The organism is Vibrio fortis (genome assembly GCF_000695685.1).
GTDB classification, from domain to species: domain Bacteria; phylum Pseudomonadota; class Gammaproteobacteria; order Enterobacterales; family Vibrionaceae; genus Vibrio; species Vibrio fortis_A.
Genome location: NZ_JFFR01000020.1, coordinates 35,823 through 58,626 on the forward strand (window position 1 = coordinate 35,823; position 22,804 = coordinate 58,626).

General features: G+C 45.9%; 22 protein-coding genes. All 22 read left to right on the forward strand.

The window, feature by feature from the left end:
* Positions 1 to 12: 12 nt before the first annotated feature.
* The 22 genes from iscU (at position 13) to urtD (ending at position 22,803) form a co-directional block, all read left to right on the forward strand.
* Complete coding sequence (gene iscU, locus VFDL14_RS11420; RefSeq protein ID WP_032551304.1) at positions 13 to 390, forward strand: Fe-S cluster assembly scaffold IscU; 378 nt, start codon at positions 13 to 15, stop codon at positions 388 to 390.
* Between the two features lie 98 nt (positions 391 to 488).
* The gene (gene iscA / locus VFDL14_RS11415; protein ID WP_032551305.1) at positions 489 to 812 is read left to right on the forward strand and encodes an iron-sulfur cluster assembly protein IscA; all 324 of its coding nucleotides are present in this window, start codon (positions 489 to 491) and stop codon (positions 810 to 812) included.
* A gap of 96 nt (positions 813 to 908) precedes the next feature.
* On the forward strand, positions 909 to 1,424 hold the full coding sequence (gene hscB, locus VFDL14_RS11410; RefSeq protein WP_032551306.1) for a co-chaperone HscB: 516 nt from the start codon (positions 909 to 911) through the stop codon (positions 1,422 to 1,424).
* Positions 1,425 to 1,446: 22 nt separating this feature from the next.
* Entirely contained in the window at positions 1,447 to 3,297 is a 1,851-nt protein-coding gene (gene hscA / locus VFDL14_RS11405; protein WP_032551307.1) for a Fe-S protein assembly chaperone HscA, read from the forward strand.
* A gap of 20 nt (positions 3,298 to 3,317) precedes the next feature.
* Positions 3,318 to 3,656, forward strand: coding sequence for an ISC system 2Fe-2S type ferredoxin (gene fdx / locus VFDL14_RS11400; RefSeq protein ID WP_032551309.1), 339 nt, complete (start codon positions 3,318 to 3,320; stop codon positions 3,654 to 3,656).
* A gap of 94 nt (positions 3,657 to 3,750) precedes the next feature.
* Positions 3,751 to 3,951 carry a Fe-S cluster assembly protein IscX gene (gene iscX, locus VFDL14_RS11395; protein ID WP_032551310.1) on the forward strand — a complete coding sequence of 67 codons (201 nt, stop codon included), beginning with the start codon at positions 3,751 to 3,753 and terminating at the stop codon, positions 3,949 to 3,951.
* A gap of 206 nt (positions 3,952 to 4,157) precedes the next feature.
* A complete protein-coding gene (gene pepB, locus VFDL14_RS11390) occupies positions 4,158 to 5,453 on the forward strand; it encodes an aminopeptidase PepB (protein WP_032551312.1) in 1,296 nt (431 codons plus the stop codon).
* Positions 5,454 to 5,557: 104 nt separating this feature from the next.
* Complete coding sequence (gene ndk / locus VFDL14_RS11385) at positions 5,558 to 5,992, forward strand: nucleoside-diphosphate kinase (RefSeq protein WP_032551313.1); 435 nt, start codon at positions 5,558 to 5,560, stop codon at positions 5,990 to 5,992.
* Positions 5,993 to 6,329: 337 nt separating this feature from the next.
* Complete coding sequence (locus VFDL14_RS11380; protein ID WP_032551314.1) at positions 6,330 to 7,448, forward strand: bifunctional tRNA (adenosine(37)-C2)-methyltransferase TrmG/ribosomal RNA large subunit methyltransferase RlmN; 1,119 nt, start codon at positions 6,330 to 6,332, stop codon at positions 7,446 to 7,448.
* 443 nt (positions 7,449 to 7,891) lie between these two features.
* Positions 7,892 to 8,836, forward strand: a complete 945-nt coding sequence (gene rodZ / locus VFDL14_RS11375; protein WP_032551315.1) for a cytoskeleton protein RodZ — start codon at positions 7,892 to 7,894, stop codon at positions 8,834 to 8,836.
* A 7-nt stretch (positions 8,837 to 8,843) separates the two neighbouring features.
* Positions 8,844 to 9,965, forward strand: a complete 1,122-nt coding sequence (gene ispG, locus VFDL14_RS11370) for a flavodoxin-dependent (E)-4-hydroxy-3-methylbut-2-enyl-diphosphate synthase (RefSeq protein ID WP_032551317.1) — start codon at positions 8,844 to 8,846, stop codon at positions 9,963 to 9,965.
* Between the two features lie 61 nt (positions 9,966 to 10,026).
* Positions 10,027 to 11,295, forward strand: a complete 1,269-nt coding sequence (gene hisS, locus VFDL14_RS11365) for a histidine--tRNA ligase (RefSeq protein ID WP_032551461.1) — start codon at positions 10,027 to 10,029, stop codon at positions 11,293 to 11,295.
* A gap of 86 nt (positions 11,296 to 11,381) precedes the next feature.
* Positions 11,382 to 11,996, forward strand: coding sequence for a YfgM family protein (locus VFDL14_RS11360; protein ID WP_032551318.1), 615 nt, complete (start codon positions 11,382 to 11,384; stop codon positions 11,994 to 11,996).
* Positions 11,997 to 12,006: 10 nt separating this feature from the next.
* Positions 12,007 to 13,167: an outer membrane protein assembly factor BamB gene (bamB, locus tag VFDL14_RS11355; RefSeq protein WP_032551319.1), complete on the forward strand. Its 1,161-nt coding sequence runs from the start codon at positions 12,007 to 12,009 to the stop codon at positions 13,165 to 13,167.
* 159 nt (positions 13,168 to 13,326) lie between these two features.
* Positions 13,327 to 14,808, forward strand: a complete 1,482-nt coding sequence (gene der, locus VFDL14_RS11350; protein ID WP_032551321.1) for a ribosome biogenesis GTPase Der — start codon at positions 13,327 to 13,329, stop codon at positions 14,806 to 14,808.
* A 73-nt stretch (positions 14,809 to 14,881) separates the two neighbouring features.
* Positions 14,882 to 15,769, forward strand: coding sequence for a metal-dependent hydrolase (locus VFDL14_RS11345; RefSeq protein ID WP_032551322.1), 888 nt, complete (start codon positions 14,882 to 14,884; stop codon positions 15,767 to 15,769).
* A 287-nt stretch (positions 15,770 to 16,056) separates the two neighbouring features.
* Complete coding sequence (locus VFDL14_RS11340; RefSeq protein WP_032551323.1) at positions 16,057 to 17,055, forward strand: sensor domain-containing diguanylate cyclase; 999 nt, start codon at positions 16,057 to 16,059, stop codon at positions 17,053 to 17,055.
* A 39-nt stretch (positions 17,056 to 17,094) separates the two neighbouring features.
* Positions 17,095 to 17,322 (forward strand): zinc ribbon domain-containing protein, encoded by a 228-nt coding sequence (locus VFDL14_RS11335; protein WP_032551324.1) that lies wholly within the window; start codon positions 17,095 to 17,097, stop codon positions 17,320 to 17,322.
* 315 nt (positions 17,323 to 17,637) lie between these two features.
* Entirely contained in the window at positions 17,638 to 18,924 is a 1,287-nt protein-coding gene (urtA, locus tag VFDL14_RS11330) for an urea ABC transporter substrate-binding protein (protein ID WP_032551325.1), read from the forward strand.
* Positions 18,925 to 19,101: 177 nt separating this feature from the next.
* Positions 19,102 to 20,730 (forward strand): urea ABC transporter permease subunit UrtB, encoded by a 1,629-nt coding sequence (urtB, locus tag VFDL14_RS11325; RefSeq protein WP_032551326.1) that lies wholly within the window; start codon positions 19,102 to 19,104, stop codon positions 20,728 to 20,730.
* A gap of 10 nt (positions 20,731 to 20,740) precedes the next feature.
* Positions 20,741 to 21,964, forward strand: a complete 1,224-nt coding sequence (gene urtC / locus VFDL14_RS11320; protein ID WP_084181865.1) for an urea ABC transporter permease subunit UrtC — start codon at positions 20,741 to 20,743, stop codon at positions 21,962 to 21,964.
* Positions 21,961 to 22,803, forward strand: a complete 843-nt coding sequence (gene urtD, locus VFDL14_RS11315; RefSeq protein WP_032551327.1) for an urea ABC transporter ATP-binding protein UrtD — start codon at positions 21,961 to 21,963, stop codon at positions 22,801 to 22,803. The genes urtC and urtD overlap by 4 nt, the downstream gene beginning before the upstream one ends.
* The last annotated feature ends 1 nt before the right edge of the window (position 22,804 follow it).

Consider the following 22,804-nt stretch of genomic DNA (forward strand, 5'->3'; position numbering starts at 1 on the left):
GAGGTAACTATCATGGCATATAGCGAAAAAGTAATTGATCACTACGAAAACCCACGTAACGTAGGTTCGTTTGACAAAGAAGATCCAAATGTAGGTAGCGGCATGGTTGGCGCTCCAGCATGTGGTGACGTAATGAAACTGCAAATCAAGGTAACACCAGAAGGTATTATCGAAGATGCAAAATTTAAGACATACGGTTGTGGTAGTGCAATCGCGTCTAGCTCACTAGTTACTGAGTGGGTTAAAGGTAAGAGCATCGATGAAGCAGCTGCAATCAAAAACTCTGAAATTGCAGAAGAGCTAGAGCTTCCACCAGTGAAAGTTCACTGTTCGATTCTTGCTGAAGATGCAATTAAAGCAGCCGTTGCGGATTACAAAAAGAAGCGTTAATTGTACCCCGTAGCGAATCGTTGTAAAAAAATAGTAATATTAGGGAGTGCGTTTTGCACTCCCACTGAGTTCTCAAATTATTAAAACAAGGTTGTAGTATGGCCATCACCATGACAGAGACGGCGGCAAGCCGAGTTCAAGCATTCCTAGATAACCGAGGTAAAGGTATCGGGTTACGTTTGGGCGTAAAAACCACTGGCTGTTCAGGTATGGCATATGTACTTGAGTTCGTTGACGAACTTAATGAAGAAGACCAAGTATTTGAGCACTCAGGTGTTAAGGTCATCATTGATCCTAAGAGCTTGGTTTACCTAGATGGCACTGAGCTTGATTATGTAAAAGAAGGCCTAAACGAAGGTTTTGAATTCAACAACCCAAATGCGAAAGGCGAGTGTGGTTGTGGTGAGAGCTTTAATGTATAAGTGCTTCAATGGCTAAGCATCTATTGTAAGCGCATCGATTGTAAGCAACGTACAATTAGGCTCTGCATCAGGGCCTAAAATTAGGACCACCTTTACATGAATCATTTCGAATTATTTGGGCTACCACTTCAGTTTCAACTGGATGGTAGCCTTCTTGCTTCTCAGTTTAGAGATCTGCAGCGTCAATTTCACCCAGACAACTTTGCGACTGCCTCCGAGCGTGATCGCTTGCTAGCGGTGCAAAAAGCTTCTCAAATCAATGACGCTTATCAGGTACTTAAGAACCCAATTAGTCGCGCAGAGCACCTATTAGTGCAGAACGGCGTTGATATTCGTGGTGAACAGCAAACCATGCAAGATCCCATGTTCCTTATGGAGCAGATGGAACTGCGTGAAGAATTAGAGCATATCGCAGCAAGCCCAGATGGTGCTGACGAGCTGTTCGACTTCGATACTAAAGTCGGCAAAATGTACAAACAACACCTTGCGCAGATCGAGCAACAGCTGGATCAAGCCGCATGGGAAGAAGCCGCCGACAGTGTTCGTAAGCTGAAATTCATCGCAAAACTCAAGAAAGAAATAGAACAAGTCGAAGATCACCTGCTCGACTAGCGACTAGATAAAAGGAATCCTCATGGCATTACTTCAAATTGCAGAACCAGGACAAAGCTCAGCACCGCATGAGCATAAGCTGGCTGTGGGTATCGACCTAGGTACCACCAACTCTCTTGTTGCCTCGGTTCGCAGTGGTGAAGCGACGACTTTAGCGGATGCTCAAGGCCGCTCAATTTTGCCTTCTGTGGTTCACTATCAAGCTGATTCTCACACTACTGGCCAAGAGGCTCGTGATTGTGCACAGACTGATCCACAGAACACCATCATTTCAGTGAAGCGTCTTATTGGTCGTTCTTTGGCTGATATTCAGCAGCGTTACCCATCACTGCCTTATCAATTTGAAGAGAGCGATAACGGCTTACCAGTTATTCGTACTGAACAAGGCACTAAGAACCCAATTCAAGTATCGGCTGATATCTTGCGTACTTTGGGTCAACGTGCCGAGTCTACGTTAGGCGGTGAGCTTGCGGGTGCGGTAATTACTGTTCCAGCATACTTCGACGATGCGCAGCGTGCTGGTACAAAAGATGCGGCGCAACTGGCTGGTCTTCATGTTCTTCGCCTTTTGAATGAGCCGACGGCTGCTGCGATTGCTTATGGTCTAGATTCAGGCCAAGAAGGCGTGATTGCGGTATACGACTTGGGTGGTGGTACGTTTGATATCTCTATCCTGCGTCTGTCGAAAGGTGTATTTGAAGTATTGGCAACAGGTGGTGACTCTGCGCTGGGTGGTGACGATTTTGACCATTTAGTTGCTGAGCACTTCCAACAGCAAGCCGGTTTGACTGAGCTGACTGCTGAACAAAGCCGCATTCTACTAGATGCTGCGACGGACGCTAAAATCCGCCTTTCTGCAGAAGAGCAAGTTGACGTCGAAGTCCTTGGTTGGAACGGAACCCTGACTCGTGATGAGTTCAACGACATCATCAAGCCACTGGTTAAGAAAACACTGATGTCTTGTCGCCGTGCATTGAAAGATGCTGACGTAGACGCTGATGAAGTGCTTGAAGTCGTTATGGTAGGCGGTTCAACTCGTACTTTGTTTGTTCGTGAAATGGTCGGTGACTTCTTTGGTCGCACACCACTGACGAGCATTAACCCTGATGAAGTGGTTGCGATTGGTGCTTCAATTCAAGCGGATATCCTAGCGGGCAACAAGCCAGATGCGGAAATGCTGCTATTGGACGTAATCCCACTTTCATTGGGTATCGAAACCATGGGTGGTCTAGTAGAAAAGATCATTCCTCGTAACACCACGATCCCTGTCGCTCGTGCGCAAGAGTTTACTACCTTTAAAGATGGTCAAACGGCAATGACGGTTCATACTGTTCAAGGTGAGCGTGAGATGGTTGATGACTGTCGTTCGCTAGCACGTTTTGCGCTCAAAGGTATTCCTCCTATGGCTGCGGGCGCTGCGCATATCCGCGTAACTTACCAAGTGGATGCAGACGGCCTTTTGTCTGTGACAGCAATGGAAAAGAGCACGGGCGTTCAAGCGGAAATCCAAGTTAAGCCATCATACGGTCTAAGCGATGATGAAGTGGCTAACATGCTCAAAGACTCAATGACATACGCGAAAGAAGACATGCAAGCTCGTGCGCTAGCTGAGCAGCGTGTAGAAGCGGATCGTGTGATTGAAGGCCTAATTGCAGCAATGCAGGCAGATGGCGACGAGCTGCTTAACGAACAAGAGAAACAACAATTGCTACAAGCTATTGAGTCTCTGATCGAAAAGCGTAACGGTGATGACGTTGATGCCATCGAGCTAGAGATTAAGAATACAGACAAAGCGAGCCAAGACTTTGCTTCTCGTCGTATGGATAAATCAATTCGTGCTGCACTGTCAGGTCAGTCAGTCGATAATATTTAATAGTTAGAGAATAGATAAACATGCCAAAGATTATTGTTTTACCTCACGAAGATCTATGTCCAGAAGGCGCAGTGCTAGAAGCAGAAACTGGCGAGACGGTACTTGATGTTGCACTAAAGGCAGGCATTGGTATTGAGCATGCATGTGAAAAGTCGTGTGCATGTACAACGTGTCACGTTGTGATTCGTGAAGGTTTCGATTCACTAGAAGAGAGCGACGATCTTGAAGATGACATGCTGGATAAAGCATGGGGTCTAGAGATGGAATCTCGTCTAGGTTGTCAGGCAAAAGTTGCGGATGAAGATCTCGTTGTTGAGATTCCAAAATACACGCTAAACCTAGCTTCTGAAGATCACTAAAACTCAAGCCAAATGGCGAAGATTTTAGTAAAACTGGCTTAGAATAATAGTGTATTAGAGGCGCATGAGTGCCTTTAACTAATAAGGAAATGATATGAGCTTAAAGTGGATTGACTCGCGAGATATCGCGATTGAACTATGCGACTTATACCCTGATACGGATCCAAAAACAGTACGTTTTACCGATCTGCACCAATGGATATTAGATCTTGAAGACTTCGATGATGAACCAAATCACTCGAATGAGAAGATCCTTGAGGCCATCATTCTATGCTGGATGGATGAGATGGACTAACGTCCTACGCTCATTTTTAACTTGGTGATAGAGATAAGCTCTCTGAAAACACAGCCAAGTTAACAATTCTTACTAAAAAAAGCGGACCTTATGGTCCGTTTTTTTATCAAAATGACATTTTACTCCTACATAATGCTAACATCAGTTCGCTAATAAAAAATAATCTGAATCACTAAGGTAACGTGGTTCAAAGACAAGGAGAAATCATGTCTACACAGATGTCAGTATTTTTAAGTCAAGAGCCTGCCCAGCCTCAGTGGGGAGACAAGGCTATCCTTTCGTTTTCAGAAGCAGGTGCGACAATCCACCTAGCAGGAGGCCACGATCTAGGTGCAGTTCAACGTGCTGGTCGTAAACTTGACGGACAAGGTATTTCGTTCATTTCACTGCAAGGCGAAGGTTGGGATCTGGAGAGTGTTTGGGCTTTCCACCAAGGTTATCGCGGCCCTAAAAAGCAAACCACGCTAGAGTGGGGCGAGCTACCAGAAGCGGAACAAGCTGAGCTAGAAGCTCGTATTCGCGCGACAGACTGGACTCGTGACATCATCAATAAAACGGCAGAAGAAGTTGCACCGCGTCAGCTGGCAACGATGGCTGCTGAATACATCAAATCTATCGCGCCAGAAGGTACAGTAAAAGCGAAGATCGTTAAAGACAAAGACCTACTTACTGAAGGTTGGGAAGGCATCTACGCTGTCGGTCGCGGTTCTGAGCGCACGTCAGCAATGCTACAACTAGACTTCAACCCAACGGGTGATGAAAACGCGCCAGTATTTGCGTGTCTAGTAGGTAAGGGTATCACTTTCGATTCAGGCGGCTACAGCATCAAACCTGGTCAATTTATGACTGCGATGAAAGCAGACATGGGCGGCGCAGCAACAATTACTGGCGGTCTAGGTCTAGCAATCGAGCGTGGCTTGAATAAGCGTATCAAGCTTATCCTATGTTGTGCAGAGAACATGATCTCGGGTCGTGCTCTTAAGCTTGGCGATATCATCACCTACAAAAATGGCACCACTGTAGAGATCATGAATACTGACGCGGAAGGTCGTTTGGTACTCGCTGATGGTCTGATGTACGCAAGTGAGCAAAATCCAGAGCTTATCATCGATTGTGCAACGCTGACTGGTGCGGCGAAGAATGCTCTAGGTAACGATTACCACGCACTAATGAGCTTTGACGATGAGCTTTCTCACCAAGCGCTAACTGCAGCAAATCAAGAGAAAGAAGGTCTATGGCCACTTCCATTGGCTGACTTCCACCGCGGCATGCTGCCATCAAACTTTGCTGATCTATCTAACATCAGCACTGGTGATTACACTCCAGGTGCAAGTACTGCAGCGGCATTCTTGTCTTACTTTGTTGATGACTACAAGAAAGGCTGGCTACATATGGACTGCGCGGGTACATACCGTAAGTCACCAAGTGATAAATGGGCAGCAGGCGCGACAGGCATGGGTGTTCGCACTCTGGCTCGTCTGCTTACCGAGCAAGCAAAATAATTATAAAATCAGGCAGCTATCGGCTGCCTGATTGTTACCTAAACTCAATCAATGAGGGCAGGTGTCGTTTTAAATAACAACAAAAATGAAGTGAAGGAACCCCTATGGCTCTAGAAAGAACGTTCTCAATTGTTAAGCCAGATGCTGTTAAACGTAACTTGATCGGCGAAATCTACCACCGCATTGAAAAAGCGGGCCTACAAATCGTTGCAGCTAAAATGGTGCACTTAACAGAAGAGCAAGCGAGCGGTTTTTACGCGGAACACGAAGGCAAAGAATTCTTCCCAGCTCTTAAAGAGTTTATGACGTCTGGTCCTATCATGGTTCAGGTACTAGAAGGCGAAGATGCAATTTGTCGTTACCGCGAACTAATGGGTAAAACAAACCCTGAAGAAGCGGCGTGCGGTACTATCCGTGCAGACTACGCAATTAGCATGCGTTACAACTCAGTACACGGCAGCGATAGCCCAGAGTCGGCAGCGCGCGAGATTGAGTTCTTCTTCCCTGAATCTGAAATTTGCCCACGTCCTGCTGAATAAGCAACGGGTTAACGATTCTCAAGGCTTCACTACGGTGAGGCCTTTTTTGTATGTGGGTTTTACGTAGTTGGAGATTCCAGACATCTCGCTCCTCTATTCTGGAATGACGAGAAGGGAATGGGTTAGCTGTACCGTCATTCCCGATAGCGACGAAGGAGTGTAGTCGGGAATCTTGCTCTTATTTCCAGAATTGTAAGTAATGAAAGGTGGCTGTGTGAATTTTAATCACTTAACTTTGAATGTCTTAGTAAACACAGGGTTTTACAACCCTTGTTGAAGATGCGTAAAGGCTGTACAATTCGCGCCCTTAATTATTGTTCCGTCATTGAGAGGCACCATGACCACAGCTAAAGTCAATCTACTCGATTTTGATCGTAAAGGTCTTCGTAAATTTTTCACAGAAGAATTGAATGAGAAAGCTTTTCGAGCAGATCAAGTAATGAAGTGGATGTACCACTTCGGTGTCGATGACTTCGAAAATATGAACAACATCAACAAAAAGCTGCGTGAGAAACTTCAACGTCGCTGTGAGATTGTTGCACCTGTTGTTTCTGAAGCTCAACACTCTTCTGACGGTACAATCAAATGGGCAATGCGTGTTGGCGACCAAGACGTTGAAACGGTATACATCCCGGATGGTGACCGTGCGACGCTGTGTGTATCATCACAAGTGGGTTGTGCCCTTGAATGTAAGTTCTGTTCTACTGCACAACAAGGCTTCAACCGTAACCTAAAAGTATCTGAGATTGTTGGCCAAATCTGGCGTGCATCTCGTGAGATTGGTCTTGAGAAAGAGACAGGTCGCCGCCCAATTACGAACGTAGTAATGATGGGCATGGGTGAGCCTCTACTTAACATGAAAAACCTAATGCCATCATTAGAAATCATGTTGGATGATCTTGGCTTCGCTCTGTCTAAGCGTCGTGTAACAGTATCGACTTCTGGTGTTGTATCAGGTCTTGACCAAATGACGGGTAACATTGATGTTGCACTAGCAATCTCACTACACGCGCCAAATGACAAGCTACGTAGCGAAATCATGCCAATCAATGACCGTTGGGATATCGAAGACTTCCTAGCATCGGTACGTCGTTACATCGCATCGTCAAACGCTAACCGCGGTAAAGTTACTGTTGAGTACGTGCTGCTTGATCATGTAAATGACGATATGGACCACGCTCGTGAACTTGCTGAGCTAATGAAAGATACGCCATGTAAGATCAATCTGATTCCATTCAACCCGTACCCAGGTTCACCTTACAAGAAACCAAGCAACTCTCGTATTGACCGTTTCCAGAAAACACTGATGGAATACGACTACACAGTGACAGTACGTAAGACCCGTGGTGATGATATCGATGCTGCATGTGGTCAGTTGGTAGGTGATGTTATCGACCGTACCAAACGAACTAAGCAAAAAGCCGCTGCGGAAACTATTCCAGTAAAAGCGCTTTAATCCGCTATCCGTTTTAATAACAAGCCAGAAGTTCACTTCTGGCTTGTTTGTTTTTGACCGTTTATCACCTTTTGTCTGTTCATTACGCCACGCTTTTTTACATTTTTCGTTAAATTTTGTACAAAACCATGAGCTAACGGTAAATTTTGTCGAAAGTGTTTTTGCCTTGTCATGGCATTAGCTTATGATTAAATCAGCTTAAACTCAGTTTAAGTGCTTACTTGCTACTCGAACCATCAATATGTCTATTTACTAGGTTGGCATTGAACAGATAGCTGCCTGAGAAAACCCTTTTGCATAGCAGTGTGTGGTTTTCGATTTCAAAAGGTTTTTGGTGCGAGTTGCAGGACAAATTCCACAAAGAGTGGGTTGTAAGATTGAGCGTAAACGACAATAAAAAATGGCTCTCGACAACCGACGATAATATTTAGAAGTTCAACTTTATGAACACAGAACAAGATACACAAACTCCACAAGCGGCAGCTCCTGTATTGGAAGCTGGTACGATCCTTAAAAATCGACGTGAGTCGTTAGGTTTAACCCAACAGCAAGTCTCTTCTCGCTTAAAGCTGCGCGTTAGCTTGATTCAGCAGATTGAAGACAACCAATTTGATTCAGACCAAGTCGCCATCTTTATGCGTGGTTACGTGCGTTCGTACGCCAAATACGTCAATTTGGATGAGAAAGTGGTTCTAGAGGCTTTAGATCACGCTGGTGATGTTCAACATCAAGAACAAGAGATGATGAGCTTCTCGCGCAAAACCAAAACGGAGAAACACAACAGCCGTATTATGCTGCTAACTTGGAGCATCTTCGCGGTTATTGCTGGTATCTCTTCACTTTGGTGGTGGCAAAAACAGCAACAAGACACGCTTTCTCAATCATTTGTAGCTGAAGAAACTGCAGAAGAAGTTGTGGTCGATGATCTCAGTGACGACCAACTCACTACCTCTCTCGATCTGATTGAAGCTGAAACACCAGTAGTTGAAGCGCCTCAAGTAGTAGACAGCGAAGTAATGGCAGACGCCAGTGTTGCAACAGAAACGATGGAAGCTGACGTTGCTTCTGAGGTCGAAGCTCCTGTTGAACCTGTAGTGGCTGTTGTAGAGACAGAAGTCGCTGAACCAGAAGTCGTAATACCAGAACCTGTATCTAATGAGTTAGTAATGCAATTTAGCTCTGATTGCTGGATTCAAGTGAAAGACGCGACAGGCAGAACGCTGTCGACGGGCATTAAAAAAGCAGGTCAATCACTCAATTTATCAGGTGAAACACCGTATAAAGTGGTTATTGGCGCTCCAGAAGCCGTCTCAATGACATTTGCGAGTGAACCTGTCGACCTTTCTGGGTATACTTCAGGCAAAGTAGCTAGAATAACCTTACCTTAGAGTTAATATGCAACACGAATCTCCTATTATTCGTCGCAAGTCGACCCGTATTTATGTGGGCGACGTGCCGATCGGTGATGGTGCACCAATTGCTGTGCAATCCATGACTAATACTCGAACAACAGACGTTGCGGCGACTGTTGCTCAAATTAAATCGCTAGAAAACGTTGGTGCTGATATTGTACGTGTCTCTGTTCCAACGATGGATGCAGCAGAAGCGTTCAAGCAGATCAAACAGCAAGTATCTGTACCTTTGGTCGCAGATATCCATTTCGACTACCGTATCGCTCTAAAAGTAGCTGAGTACGGCGTTGACTGTTTACGTATCAACCCAGGTAATATCGGTAATGAGAGCCGTATTCGCTCTGTGGTTGACTGCGCTCGCGATAAAAATATCCCGATTCGTATTGGTGTTAACGGTGGTTCTCTAGAAAAAGACATTCAAGAGAAGTACACAGAGCCAACAGCAGAAGCGCTCGTTGAATCTGCAATGCGCCATGTGGACATTCTTGATCGTCTTAACTTTGATCAGTTTAAGGTCAGTGTTAAAGCATCAGACGTATTCCTAGCGGTAGGTTCATACCGTCTATTAGCACAGAAGATCGATCAGCCTCTACACTTAGGTATCACTGAAGCTGGTGGTGCTCGTGCGGGTGCGGTGAAGTCATCTGTTGGCTTAGGTATGCTTCTATCAGAAGGTATCGGTGATACGCTGCGTATCTCTCTAGCTGCAGACCCTGTTGAAGAGATCAAAGTTGGCTTTGATATTCTTAAGTCTTTGCGTATTCGCTCGCGCGGTATCAACTTTATCGCTTGTCCAAGCTGCTCTCGCCAAGAATTTGATGTTATTAATACGGTTAATGCATTAGAAGAGCGCTTAGAAGACGTGATTACACCAATGGATGTATCGATCATCGGTTGTGTGGTAAATGGCCCTGGTGAAGCAGAAGTATCGCATTTAGGCCTTGCTGGTAGTGCTCGTAAGAGTGCGTTCTACGAAGACGGTAAACGTCAAAAAGAGCGTTTCGACAACAATGATCTTGTCGATCAGCTAGAAGCGAAGATCAGAGCAAAAGCGTCTGTGATGGATAAATCCAATCGCATTGACCTAAAGAACCTAGAAGATTAATACAACACGATGAGGTGAGGCGATTAGGCACACCTTGTCGTGAAGAATGACGGAAAAAATTGTGGCTAAAAATATCCAAGCAATCCGAGGCATGAACGACTGCCTTCCAACTCAATCACCACTTTGGCAGAAAGTAGAAAACGCAGTAAAAAGCGTAGTAAGCGCATACGGTTACAACGAAGTACGCATGCCTATCGTTGAAGAGACGAACCTATTTAGCCGTGCTGTTGGTGAAGAGACTGACGTAGTTTCAAAAGAGATGTACACCTTTGAAGATCGCAACGGTGACAGCCTAACTCTACGTCCTGAAGGCACAGCGGGTTGTGTTCGTTCATGTATCCAAAACAGCCTTATCAACCGTGATGAACAGCGTCTGTGGTACATGGGCCCAATGTTCCGTCACGAGCGTCCTCAAAAAGGTCGTTACCGTCAATTCCACCAATGTGGTGTGGAAGTGTTTGGTTTAGATGGTCCAGACGTTGACGCAGAACTTATCATGATGACCGCACGTCTATGGCGTGAGCTAGGCATCGACAAGCACGTACGTCTGGAGCTGAACTCAATCGGTTCTACTGAAGACCGTGCAAACTACCGTACAGCGCTTGTTGCTTTCTTAGAGCAACACATCGACGTTCTGGATGAAGATTGTAAGCGTCGTATGCACACAAACCCACTGCGTGTTTTAGATACTAAGAACCCAGACGTACAAGCGATTCTTGGTGATGCACCTCGCCTTTCTGAATATTTAGGTGAAGAGTCACAGCAACATTTTGCAGGTTTATGTGAACTTCTTGATGCTGTAGGTATCGAATACCAAGTTAATGAGCGTCTAGTGCGTGGTCTTGACTACTACAACCGCACTGTATTTGAGTGGATTACTGACAGCCTAGGTGCACAAGGCACTGTATGTGGCGGTGGTCGTTACGATGGTCTAGTTGAGCAACTAGGCGGTAAAGCAACTAACGCAGTTGGTTTTGCAATGGGTCTAGAGCGTCTTGTTCTAATGATGGAGACTCTAGAGCTAACAGAAGTACGTCGCAGCGTTGACGTATACATGGTTGCAGCAGGTGAAGGCACCATGATTGCGGGCATGCAATTGGCGAACGAACTGCGCGACAACATCGAAGGCGTTCGTGTAATGAACCACTTCGGTGGTGGTAGCTTCAAGAAACAATTTAAGCGTGCTGATAAAGTGGGCGCTGTCGTTGCACTGGTACTGGGTGAAAACGAAGTAGCAGACAACACAGTGGTATTGAAAGATCTGGTTGGTGGTGAACAAGAAGTTGTTGCCCAAGCAGACGTTGCTGCAAAAGTAGCGGCACTAATCTAAGTCGCCCGCTGAGCAACCAAACGCTCAATATGAATATTCAACGCCAGCTGTTTGCTGGCGTTTAAAAGAATCAAAGAGGACAGGAAGTGGAACTTTACGATAGCGAAGAGCAACAAGTTGAAGCCATTAAAGACTGGTGGAAAGAGAACGGCAAGGCTGTAATCTTTGGTGCTGTGATTGGTTTAGGTGGTCTATTTGGCTGGCGCTATTACCAAGACTCAGTTACTCAGGCTCGTGAAGCAGCTTCTGAAAGCTACACCACAGCTATTTCTGCACTGGATGCAAAAGGCCTAGATGCACAAGCGGATATCCAAGCTTTCATCGATAGCAACAAAGACGCGGAGTACTCTGTACTTGCGGCGATGCAATTGGCAAAAGTACAGGTAGAGGCGGGTGATCTAGCAGCAGCGCTTGAGCAACTTGAGTGGGCACAGTCGGCGACAAAAGACGCGGCATTAGCTCCTCTGCTAGGCTACCGTGTAGCGCGTGTAAAAGCTGAGCAAGGTGAGTTTGACGCAGCTCTTAGCGAACTAGCGGCGATCACTGATGAATCTTGGAAGGGTCGTGTTGCTGAACTGCGTGGTGATATCTCACTGCGTAAAGGTGACAGCGATGCTGCATATGCGGCTTACACTGAAGCACAACAAGCTGTTGATGCTAGCCAAACGCTTCAAATCAAACTTGACGACTTAGCTAAATAAGGCGCTTTGAATGAAGAAGATGTTTCCCAAAGCGACACTGTGTGCAATAGCTCTAGGGCTACTTGCTGGCTGTGCGGGTGAAGAAGACACCGTTATCATGGCACCAGTGCCAACTGTAACGAGTGAATTTACGCCTTCTCAAGAGTGGTCTAACTCAGTGGGTGATGGCGTTGGTCATTACTTCTCAAAGCTCACGCCTGAATACGCATACGACAAAGTATTTGTTGCTAGCCGCGATGGTATGATCAAAGCGCTTGACCCAGAAACGGGTAAAGAGATCTGGAGAAACGATCTAGAGAAAGACGTGATTGCGCGTATCTCTGGTGGTTTGACGGCGGGCTACGGTAAGGTTTTCCTTGGTTCTGAAAACGGCGAGATGATCGCTGTTGATGAAGAGACAGGTGAAGAGCTATGGCGTGTTTCTGTTAACGGTGAAGTATTAGCGGCACCTGCAACAGAAAACAACATGGTTTTGGTTCACACCAGCCGTGGCATGATGGTGGCGCTTGACCAAGCAACAGGTGAGGAAAAGTGGACCATCAGTACCGAAGTTCCTAGCTTAACCCTGCGTGGTGACAGTGCACCTGTGACAGTATCTGGCGGTGTGTTCTGGGGAACGGCAAATGGTCGATTGGCTGCTGCTATCGTTGACCGTGGTCAGCTTATTTGGCAACAACCAGTAGGCACACCAAAAGGCGCGACTGAAATCGACCGTCTTGTTGATGTTGACTCTTCTCCAGTTGTCCTGGGTGGCACGCTTTATACTGTCGGCATTAATGGCCAACTGATTGCGATTGACCTACGTTCAGGCAAACCAGTGTGGAAGCGCAACTACTCTTCTGCTATTGATTTGGCAAGTGATGGTAGCCGTCTGTTTGTTGTTACAGATAACGATCACTTAGCTGCGGTTGATGCGCGCAGTGGTACAGAGATCTGGAGTACGTCTCTGCTTGAAAACCGCTTACTGACAGCACCTGCTATCATTAACGGATACGTCGTGGTAGGAGATACAGAAGGTTACCTACACTGGCTAGACCGCGCAACAGGTGACTTTGTGGCACAGCAGCTGGTGGATGACAGTGGCTTTGCTGTAGCACCAATTGAGCTAGCTGACGGTTACCTTGTCGTTACTCGCAACGGCGATGTAAAGAAACTGACGATTAGCCAATAAAAGCGTGATATAATTCACAGTCGGCTCCTGGTTGGTAACAGCCAGGGGCCGTTTTGTTGTTGTAAAATTAATAAAGCGTGTGGTTATAGGTAAGAGTTTAAACTTGCGAACAAGTGTTTACCTATAACTACATTAAGAAAAGAAATTGTAGAGGTTGTTATGGTACCTGTTGTTGCTCTAGTAGGGCGTCCGAACGTAGGTAAGTCTACGTTGTTTAACCGATTGACTCGAACTCGCGATGCATTGGTTGCGGATTTTCCTGGCTTAACGCGTGACCGTAAATATGGCCAAGCTCAGCTTGGTGAACACGAATTTATTGTTATCGACACCGGCGGTATCGACGGTACTGAAGAAGGTGTTGAAACAAAAATGGCAGAACAGTCATTAGCGGCGATCGATGAAGCTGATGTTGTACTGTTCATGGTAGATGGCCGTGCTGGTCTAACACCGTCTGATATTGCTATCGCGAAGCACCTTCGCCAGCTAGAAAAGCCTTCAATGCTAGTAGTAAACAAGGTTGATGGTATCGACCCTGATGCAGCAAGTGCGGACTTCTGGCAACTTGGCGTTGAAGACATGTACCAAATTGCTGCGGCTCACGGTCGTGGTGTAACGGCTCTTATCGATCTAGCACTAAACCCATTCGCAGAAGCGCTAAAAGCGGAAGCGGGTGAAGTGAGCGATTTGACTGAATTTGAAGATGAAGAAGCTGAGCAAGTTGATTTCACTGAAGAAGAAGCGGAAGCAGAATTCCAGCGTCTTCAAGATCAACCAATTAAGCTTGCGATCATTGGCCGTCCAAACGTAGGTAAATCAACGCTAACTAACCGTATTCTAGGTGAAGAGCGTGTGGTTGTTTACGATATGCCGGGTACAACACGTGACTCTATCTACATCCCGATGAGCCGTGATGAGCGTGAATACGTTCTGATCGATACTGCGGGTGTACGTCGTCGTAAGAACATCAATGAAACGGTTGAGAAGTTCTCGGTTGTTAAAACGTTGAAGGCAGTTGAAGACGCTAACGTTGTTCTACTTGTAATTGATGCTCGCGAAAACATCTCTGATCAAGACTTGAGTCTGCTAGGTTTCGCTTTGAATGCTGGTCGTTCAATTGTGATCGCGGTAAACAAGTGGGACGGTCTAGATAACGACGTGAAAGAGCGCGTTAAGAAAGAGCTAGATCGCCGTCTTGGTTTCGTTGACTTTGCACGTATCCACTTCATCTCTGCACTACATGGCACAGGTGTTGGTCACTTGTTTGAGTCTGTTCAAGAAGCTTACAAGTCAGCGACGACACGTGTAGGTACATCGGTACTAACACGTATCATGAAGATGGCTACCGATGATCACCAACCGCCAATGGTTCGTGGCCGCCGTGTGAAGCTTAAGTACGCGCACGCGGGTGGTTACAACCCACCGATCGTGGTTATCCACGGTAACCAAGTTCGTGAACTACCAGATTCGTACAAGCGTTACTTGATGAACTACTACCGTCGTTCTCTAGAGATCATGGGTACACCGATTCGTATTCAGTTCCAGAACAGTGAGAACCCGTTTGAAGGTAAGACTAACAAGCTAACTGTCTCTCAAGAGCGTAAGCGTAAGCGCATGATGAGCATGATGAAAGGCCGTAAGTAACCTTTATAACTGATTTGATACCCGAGCCGAGCTCGGGTATTTTTTTAAGCAAAATTCATTAGAACTAAAAAACATGACCACACCGATTCAAATTAATCCAACTATCACTCAGTTTTGTCACCAAACTTGGAGCCTAAGCGCCACCGCGCAATACTTAGAGCAGCAAGCAGAGAAAACGTACCTTGTTGTTGATAAAACCCCATTTCACCCAGTCAGCCATATTTGGCCTGATCATCCTGCAGACCGTGGCTATATTGTTGTTAATCAACAGCAGATAGAGGTAGAAGACTGTCTGGTTGGAGCGATAGAACAATCGACTGGAAAACTCTTCGTTGCAGGAGATATTCCTGTTAAGCGAGATACAGAGGGGTGGGTGTTTGTTGTGGTGCATCAACTACCGGCTTCTTCAGAAGCGATTGAAGTTGGTGAACCTGTTGAGCTTCACGTCGATCAAGACTATCAAGATAGCCTTAGCCGTGGACACAGTGCAGGACACGTCGCATACCTTGCTTTAAATCAGGTACTTGCAGATCAATATTGGCGTAAAGATGCAGACAGAAAAGACCCATTGGGCCACTATGATTTCAATAGCTATGCCCAAGTTACCAGTTTTGTAACCCCTGATTTATGTACCGACAAATACCGCTTAGGCAAAACTCTCAAAAAACGCGGTCTCAATGTTGCGAATATGCTCGAAAATCTTTCTGAAATTGAAATCGCAGTCAATCAAACGATCGCTGATTGGTTAGAGCAAGAAAGTCCAGTTGCAATGAAACTGGATGGTGAGTGTTTGACAGATTCCCGTTACTGGCAATGGAAGAAAAATGAAAGTACTTTAATTTCAATCCCTTGTGGTGGTACTCATATCAATAGTACAGATGAGCTTGGTAACTTGGCCGTGAAATTGACCAAGCTTGATGACCAACACATTGAAATGCAGACGCATGTAAATCGAAGGTAATTAGTCATAGATCGAATCTAGATGTTCTGTAAAGGTGACATATTTAAATATACATTGGTTTTATATTCTGTTTAAAATCCAAATGCAGCACATGTAACTTATGCTTTCGGTGTGTGGTGATATAAATATTCTTTTTGGGGTAGATCGCTGATCAAAATAGATAAAGCGAAAGATCAACCTATGATCTTCAGTTGTGTGTCGTGGTTACTTAGTGTGTTATTATTGAGTAAAAAGTAAACTTGCATAAGAACGGGTTGCTATCAATACACTTAATAAAGCTTTTGTGAATGGAAAAAGATTTTTTATTGGAAGCACATCGCTCCGTAAACAGCCTGTTGCGCAGACTCGCACTAGGTTTGGAGCGCAAAGAGTTGAATGAGAAGATCATTCAGCTTACCGAACATCTTTTCGGCGAGCGTATGGCTTCGATTTTAATGCTCAATCCCGACACACAGACCTTGCATCTTGAACATGCCCCAAATTTGCCTCAGTTTTATAATGAGAAAATTGAGGGTGTTTCAATTGGCGAAGGTATTGGTTCGTGTGGGGAAGCGGCGGCACTTAAGAAAGCTGTTATCGTTTCGGATATTAACCAACACCCCAATTGGGCTGCTTTCTTACCTTTAACTCAGCAAGCAAATCTACATGCTTGTTGGTCGGTTCCTATCCTCTCATCCAATGACCATGTCCTTGGCACTTTCGCTATCTACAGCCAATGTCCTTCTGAGCCCCATGAGTTCGAAGTTGAAATACTAGAGCTACTAGCATCACTCTACTCTGTTGCACTAGAGAAATATGAACTTGAGGATCAACTGCAATATTATGCGACTCGTGATTCGTTAACTCGATGCCTTAATCGTCGAGCATTACTTTTTGAAGCTCAGAAAGTTCTGGAAAAGCGCTGCTTTGGTGAAAAGATCATGGGGTGTATGTTTGTTGATGTTGATAAGTTCAAGTCGATCAACGATACCTATGGGCACCGTTTCGGTGATGAAATTCTAGAGAGAGTGGCTAAGGTTCTGGACGACGCGACGACAGCGTGCGCCAAAGTAGGGCGTTATGGTGGAGATGAGTTTGTAGTGTTCTCTTGTTTTAATTCAGAAGAGAATTTCTCCCAAACTTATCGAGTGCTCAACAGTACGCTGCAAGAGGCGTTGTACATCGATGGTACTCAATTTTCGGTTAGTGTTGGAATGGCGTTTGAGAAAAATCCCAATGGTTTGAGTGGTTTGATCGCGCAAGCAGACAAGAACATGTATCAAATCAAGCAATCGAAAGTGCACTAAGCGTAGAGTTAGCCATAGTTGATGATTTAGGAATGCGATATGAGCGAAAATATCTGCCCTCAGTGCCAGTCTGAATTAGGTTGGGACGGGCAATACCACTGCGAAAACTGTTCAATGCACTTCACCAAGATTGGTTACTGTCCAGACTGTCAGAGCCAACTTGAGAAGCTTCAGGCCTGCGGTGCGGCTAGTTACTTCTGCAACGATAAGTGTAATGAGCTTAAGTCCAAATCGAGAGTGACTTTTGAGTTTAAGCCGACGACTTAGTTTTGGTGTAACCAGCCTATTCTACTTGTCTCGCCCTAAAATACTGTCTCGTCCTAAAATACGTTTCAATTTTTAAGCCCAGTTCTTAACGAGCTGGGCTTTTTTATTTTCGTCATGTTTCATATTGGTTCATTTCTAAGACAACTGCACCACCATGAATCAGTACACATAGTGCAATTTGCACCATAGTTGCTCTTAATGATTTTAAATTGTTAAAAATCAAGTATTTATTTTATTTTTAACTTTGTAGATAGCTTGGCACCCTTCTTGTAGTTATGTAATTGGATAATAAAAAACAATTATGGAGTAACAACTATGAACAAGGTGTTCAAATTATCGTTAGCTGCACTATGTACTTCACTCTCTTTCTCTTCAGCAAGCGTTCTTGCTTCGGAAGATACGATCAAGGTAGGGGTTTTACACTCCTTGTCGGGCACTATGGCGATCAGTGAAACCACACTAAAAGATACGGTTCTGATGCTAATAGATGAACAGAATAAGAAAGGTGGTCTACTGGGTAAAAAGCTTGAACCTGTCGTCGTTGACCCTGCGTCAAACTGGCCACTGTTTGCTGAAAAAGCCCGTGAGTTGATTGAAAAAGAGCAAGTCGATGTGGTGTTCGGTGGTTGGACATCGGTTTCTCGTAAATCCATGTTGCCAGTGTTTGAAGAGCTCAACAGTATTCTCTTCTACCCAGTTCAATATGAAGGTGAAGAGTCTTCGAAAAACGTTTTCTATACGGGTGCTGCGCCAAACCAACAGGCAATTCCAGCTGTGGATTACTTGATGGAAGAACTCGAAGTTGAGCGTTGGGTACTTGCGGGTACCGATTACGTTTATCCGCGCACAACCAACAAGATCCTTGAAGCCTATCTAAAAGAGAAAGGTGTCGCACAAGAAGACATCATGATTAACTACACGCCATTTGGTCACTCTGATTGGCAGTCTATTGTCTCTGACATCAAGAAGTTTGGCGATGCAGGCAAAAAGACAGCTGTAGTCTCAACGGTTAATGGCGATGCGAATGTTCCATTCTATAAAGAGTTGGGCGCACAGGGCATCTCATCTGAAGACATTCCTGTGATTGCCTTCTCGGTGGGCGAAGAAGAGCTATCGGGCATGGATACTGAACCATTGGTTGGTCACCTTGCAGCTTGGAACTACTTTATGAGTGTAGACACTGAAGCCAACGAAGAATTTGTTGAGACATGGCAAGCCTTCATCAAGAACGAAAAACGCGTGACTAACGATCCAATGGAAGCGCACTACGTCGGCTTCAACATGTGGGCTCAAGCTGTGACAAACGCGGGCACCACGGATGCAGAAGCGGTACAAGATGCATTGATTGGTGTTTCTGTTCCTAACCTTTCAGGTGGCTACTCAACCATGCTACCTAACCACCACATTACTAAACCAGTACTGATTGGTGAGATCCAAGATGACGGTCAATTTGAAGTTGTTTGGGAAACCACAGGCCTTGTCGCGGGTGATGCATGGTCAAGCTACTTGCCGGAATCAGCCAAGCTTTACTCTAGCTGGTCTAAGCCGTTCTCATGCGGTGCTTTCAACGTAGAAACGAAGAAGTGTTCAGGTAGCAACTAAGCAAACCTGGATACGTGCGCCCTTGGCATTTCAGTCAACTTCGCCGAGGGCGCCTTCGTTAGTGCGTCCAAATCAGGGTGAGTATCCAAGCAGCAATCAGTTTCCAAGGAACCATAACAATAGGCTGCGTACGCGTGGCTTGAATAAAAACGTGCTTGGTGGGTTAAGGAACAATAAATGAAAAACGTATTAAACGTGTTTAAGGCACTGCTGCTTCTGGTCGTCAGTGCACAGTTTGCGTGGGCCGATGTGTCCGACAACGCAAGCTTTACCAAGGCGCTAGTTGGTAAAAAAACGTCAGAGAAAGAGTCAGCCATTGAATGGCTCATTGCTTCGCAACCGGAAGGCGTTGCAAAACCACTCTTGACCAGTTGGCTTAATGGCACGCTCTACTATGTGAGTGACAGAAAGAGCGACTACTACAAACAGCTGTATTTGATTGAAGGGATTAAAACCGCTACTCAGGCGCAATCTGCATGGGGTAATGAGGCTCTGGCGATTGAGTCGACTAAGCAATTTAAAAAGGTTCGCGTAAACAACAAACTGCGTGGAATCTTACGTATTGAAATCGCCTCAATGGGGCTTAATAGCGAAGATTCAGACATCCGCTATCAATCGGTCAACAACCTGCTTGGTACCAAAGATCGCGCCATCATAGAGCGTATTGAGCTAATGCAGCCTAGCGAAGATAATGATCGTGTCGCAGATTTTATGGCATTGCTATTGGCGGTACATACTTCTCAAGATAACCAAGCCAATGCTGCGTCGCGTATCGAAGCTATAGAAACACTCGGTGATTTCAAGCAATCCGTGGTGCTTAAAGCGCTTAATTCACTGCTTAGTAAAGAGAGTGAACCCGCGATCATTGATGCGGCTGAGCGCGCGCTCGATCAATATCAGCAGAGCCAAGCTTTCTACTCAGGCGTTGAAACTGTCTTCTTCGGTTTGAGTCTAGGCTCTGTATTGGTCTTAGCAGGCATTGGCTTGGCGATTACGTTTGGTGTCATGGGTGTGATTAATATGGCTCACGGCGAGCTGATCATGATAGGGGCTTACACTACCTATGTTCTGCAACTGTTGATGCCAAATCATATTGGTACTGCGCTGCTATTGTCGATTCCTGTTGCTTTCATCGTTTCTGGGTTAGTTGGCATTCTTATCGAACGTTCTGTTATTCGTCACCTTTACGGTCGCCCACTCGAAACGCTACTTGCGACATTTGGTATCAGCTTGATCCTACAACAAGCGGTTCGCAGTATCTTCTCGCCGCTTAACCGCTCTGTGAGTACACCAGAGTGGATGGCAGGTGCGCTTGAGCTCAATCCGATGTTGTCACTGACCTATAACCGACTCTATATCATTTTGTTCTGTGCATTGGTGTTTATGGGACTGCTTATGGTTCTGAAAAAAACGCCACTTGGCTTGCAGGTACGTGCTGTATCTCAAAACCGTGCAATGGCTCGTGCTATGGGTATTCGCTCTGAGCGTGTAGATGCAATGACCTTTGGCTTAGGCTCAGGTGTTGCAGGCGTTGCGGGTGTGGCTCTCTCTCAATTGACCAACGTTGGCCCGAACATGGGACAGGCCTACATCATCGACTCATTCATGGTAGTCGTGTTTGGCGGTGTCGGTAACCTATGGGGCACCTTAGTGGCAGGTTTAAGTTTAGGCCTGTTTAACAAGATTTTAGAGCCTTGGGCAGGCGCGGTTCTCGCCAAGATCTTAGTACTGGTTTTCATCATTCTATTTATTCAAAAGCGACCACGCGGGCTATTCCCACAGCGTGGGCGCGCGGCTGAAGGTTAAGGAGAACATTATGCAGTCGAAATCTTTTGTTCTCTCAGCCTTGAGAGGTGATAAGGGCGGTCAGTTGACCATACTCGTGCTTCTTGCTGCGGTGATATTGGTGCCTATGGCCAATACACTACTGCCAAGCGGGCACCCACTTCATGTTGAGACCTTTACCATCTCTTTGATGGGTAAGTATTTGAGCTATGCAATGCTCGCTTTAGCGCTGGATCTAGTGTGGGGTTACTTGGGTATCCTCAGTCTCGGGCACGGTGCATTCTTTGCGTTGGGTGGTTATGCGATGGGCATGTACCTGATGCGTCAGATCGGTGACCGTGGGGTTTATGGTGATCCTATCTTACCTGACTTTATGGTGTTCCTTGATTGGTCGGCGTTACCGTGGTTCTGGCTGGGCTTTGATCAGTTTTGGTTCGCTTGCTTGATGGTTCTATTAGTGCCGGGCGCATTAGCCTACTTGTTCGGTTATCTGGCATTCCGCTCGCGCGTGTCTGGCGTTTATCTCTCTATCATGACGCAGGCGCTGACCTACGCACTGATGCTGGCGTTTTTCCGTAATGAGATGGGCTTTGGCGGTAACAATGGTCTGACTGATTTTAAAGACATCATCGGTTACAGCCTGCAGAGCGACGCGACCAAAATCGGCCTTTTTGTCTGCACGGGCTTAGCGTTGATTGTCAGCTACATCGTTTGTCGTATGGTGGTAACAAGCCGCTTAGGTCGTGTTGCGCTGGCTATTCGTGATACTGAGTCTCGTACTCGTTTCATGGGCTATGACGTTGATGGCATCAAGTTGTGGGTATTTGTGCTATCGGCGGTGATTGCGGGTATTGCAGGGGCATTGTATGTACCACAAGTTGGCATTATCAACCCTGGTGAATTTGCTCCACTTAACTCCATCGAAGTCGTGGTTTGGGTTGCCTTGGGCGGTCGTGCCACTCTGTTTGGTGCGATTGTTGGTGCGCTCATTATCAACTATGCCAAGAGCTGGTTTACGGTCGAATTCCCAGAGGTGTGGCTATTCGCTTTAGGCGGTCTGTTTGTCCTATCGACCATGTACCTACCACAAGGCGTGATTGGCTTTATCAGCGATAAGTGGCAGCAGCTGCGCAAGAAAACCAGCGCGTCAAAACCTGACTCTTCTAATAATGATTCATCGAATAACACGCCTTCTAACCCTAGTTCAGACAATGCGGGTGGCTCATCCATCAAACCACAGGAGGTGACAGTATGAGTACGTTGAACTCTCTGAAGGACTCGGTGAGCGCACTGACACGTCGCGATCAAGTTTTCGATTATCTCAAGCCAGATGTGCACCCTGCGATTGATACTCGCCATAACATTTTACTGTATGTGGAAGGGGTGAATAAAAGCTTCGACGGTTTCAAGGCGATCAATGACCTGAACCTGTATATCAAGGAAGGGGAACTGCGCTGCATCATAGGACCGAATGGAGCGGGTAAAACCACCATGATGGATATCATCACTGGTAAAACCAAACCTGATACAGGAGAGGTGTGGCTTGGCTCTAACATCAATCTTTTGAAGATGAATGAAGCCGAAATTGCCAACGCGGGCATTGGGCGCAAGTTCCAAAAGCCGACTGTGATTGAGTGTCTTACGGTGTGGCAAAACTTAGAGCTAGCAATGTCTGGCGTGCGCTCAGTGTGGGGAACCTTCACTGCGGTAATGAACGGTGAGCAGAAAGATAAGCTGCTCTCTGTACTTGAACTGATTCACTTGCATGAAGAAGCGACCAACCTTGCGGGTAACTTGTCTCATGGTCAGAAACAGTGGTTGGAAATCGGCATGCTGCTGATGCAAAACCCTAAGTTGTTGCTGGTGGATGAGCCAGTGGCAGGCATGACTCATCAGGAGATGGACAGAACCTCAGAGCTACTTAACTCTCTCGCAGGTAAGCATTCAGTGGTGGTGGTTGAGCACGACATGGATTTTGTTCGCTCGATTGCCAGTCACGTGACGGTACTTCACCAAGGTCATGTACTGGCGGAAGGCACCATGGATCAAGTGCAAGCACACCCACAAGTTAAACAGGTTTATCTGGGAGAATAAG

Coding starts and splice junctions, on each gene's coding strand:
- iscU (WP_032551304.1), top strand. CDS start 13: ATGGCATATAGCGAAAAAGTAATTGATCACTACGAAAACCCACGTAAC.
- iscA (WP_032551305.1), top strand. CDS start 489: ATGGCCATCACCATGACAGAGACGGCGGCAAGCCGAGTTCAAGCATTC.
- hscB (WP_032551306.1), top strand. CDS start 909: ATGAATCATTTCGAATTATTTGGGCTACCACTTCAGTTTCAACTGGAT.
- hscA (WP_032551307.1), top strand. CDS start 1,447: ATGGCATTACTTCAAATTGCAGAACCAGGACAAAGCTCAGCACCGCAT.
- fdx (WP_032551309.1), top strand. CDS start 3,318: ATGCCAAAGATTATTGTTTTACCTCACGAAGATCTATGTCCAGAAGGC.
- iscX (WP_032551310.1), top strand. CDS start 3,751: ATGAGCTTAAAGTGGATTGACTCGCGAGATATCGCGATTGAACTATGC.
- pepB (WP_032551312.1), top strand. CDS start 4,158: ATGTCTACACAGATGTCAGTATTTTTAAGTCAAGAGCCTGCCCAGCCT.
- ndk (WP_032551313.1), top strand. CDS start 5,558: ATGGCTCTAGAAAGAACGTTCTCAATTGTTAAGCCAGATGCTGTTAAA.
- VFDL14_RS11380 (WP_032551314.1), top strand. CDS start 6,330: ATGACCACAGCTAAAGTCAATCTACTCGATTTTGATCGTAAAGGTCTT.
- rodZ (WP_032551315.1), top strand. CDS start 7,892: ATGAACACAGAACAAGATACACAAACTCCACAAGCGGCAGCTCCTGTA.
- ispG (WP_032551317.1), top strand. CDS start 8,844: ATGCAACACGAATCTCCTATTATTCGTCGCAAGTCGACCCGTATTTAT.
- bamB (WP_032551319.1), top strand. CDS start 12,007: ATGAAGAAGATGTTTCCCAAAGCGACACTGTGTGCAATAGCTCTAGGG.
- der (WP_032551321.1), top strand. CDS start 13,327: ATGGTACCTGTTGTTGCTCTAGTAGGGCGTCCGAACGTAGGTAAGTCT.
- VFDL14_RS11345 (WP_032551322.1), top strand. CDS start 14,882: ATGACCACACCGATTCAAATTAATCCAACTATCACTCAGTTTTGTCAC.
- VFDL14_RS11340 (WP_032551323.1), top strand. CDS start 16,057: ATGGAAAAAGATTTTTTATTGGAAGCACATCGCTCCGTAAACAGCCTG.
- VFDL14_RS11335 (WP_032551324.1), top strand. CDS start 17,095: ATGAGCGAAAATATCTGCCCTCAGTGCCAGTCTGAATTAGGTTGGGAC.
- urtA (WP_032551325.1), top strand. CDS start 17,638: ATGAACAAGGTGTTCAAATTATCGTTAGCTGCACTATGTACTTCACTC.
- urtB (WP_032551326.1), top strand. CDS start 19,102: ATGAAAAACGTATTAAACGTGTTTAAGGCACTGCTGCTTCTGGTCGTC.
- urtC (WP_084181865.1), top strand. CDS start 20,741: ATGCAGTCGAAATCTTTTGTTCTCTCAGCCTTGAGAGGTGATAAGGGC.
- urtD (WP_032551327.1), top strand. CDS start 21,961: ATGAGTACGTTGAACTCTCTGAAGGACTCGGTGAGCGCACTGACACGT.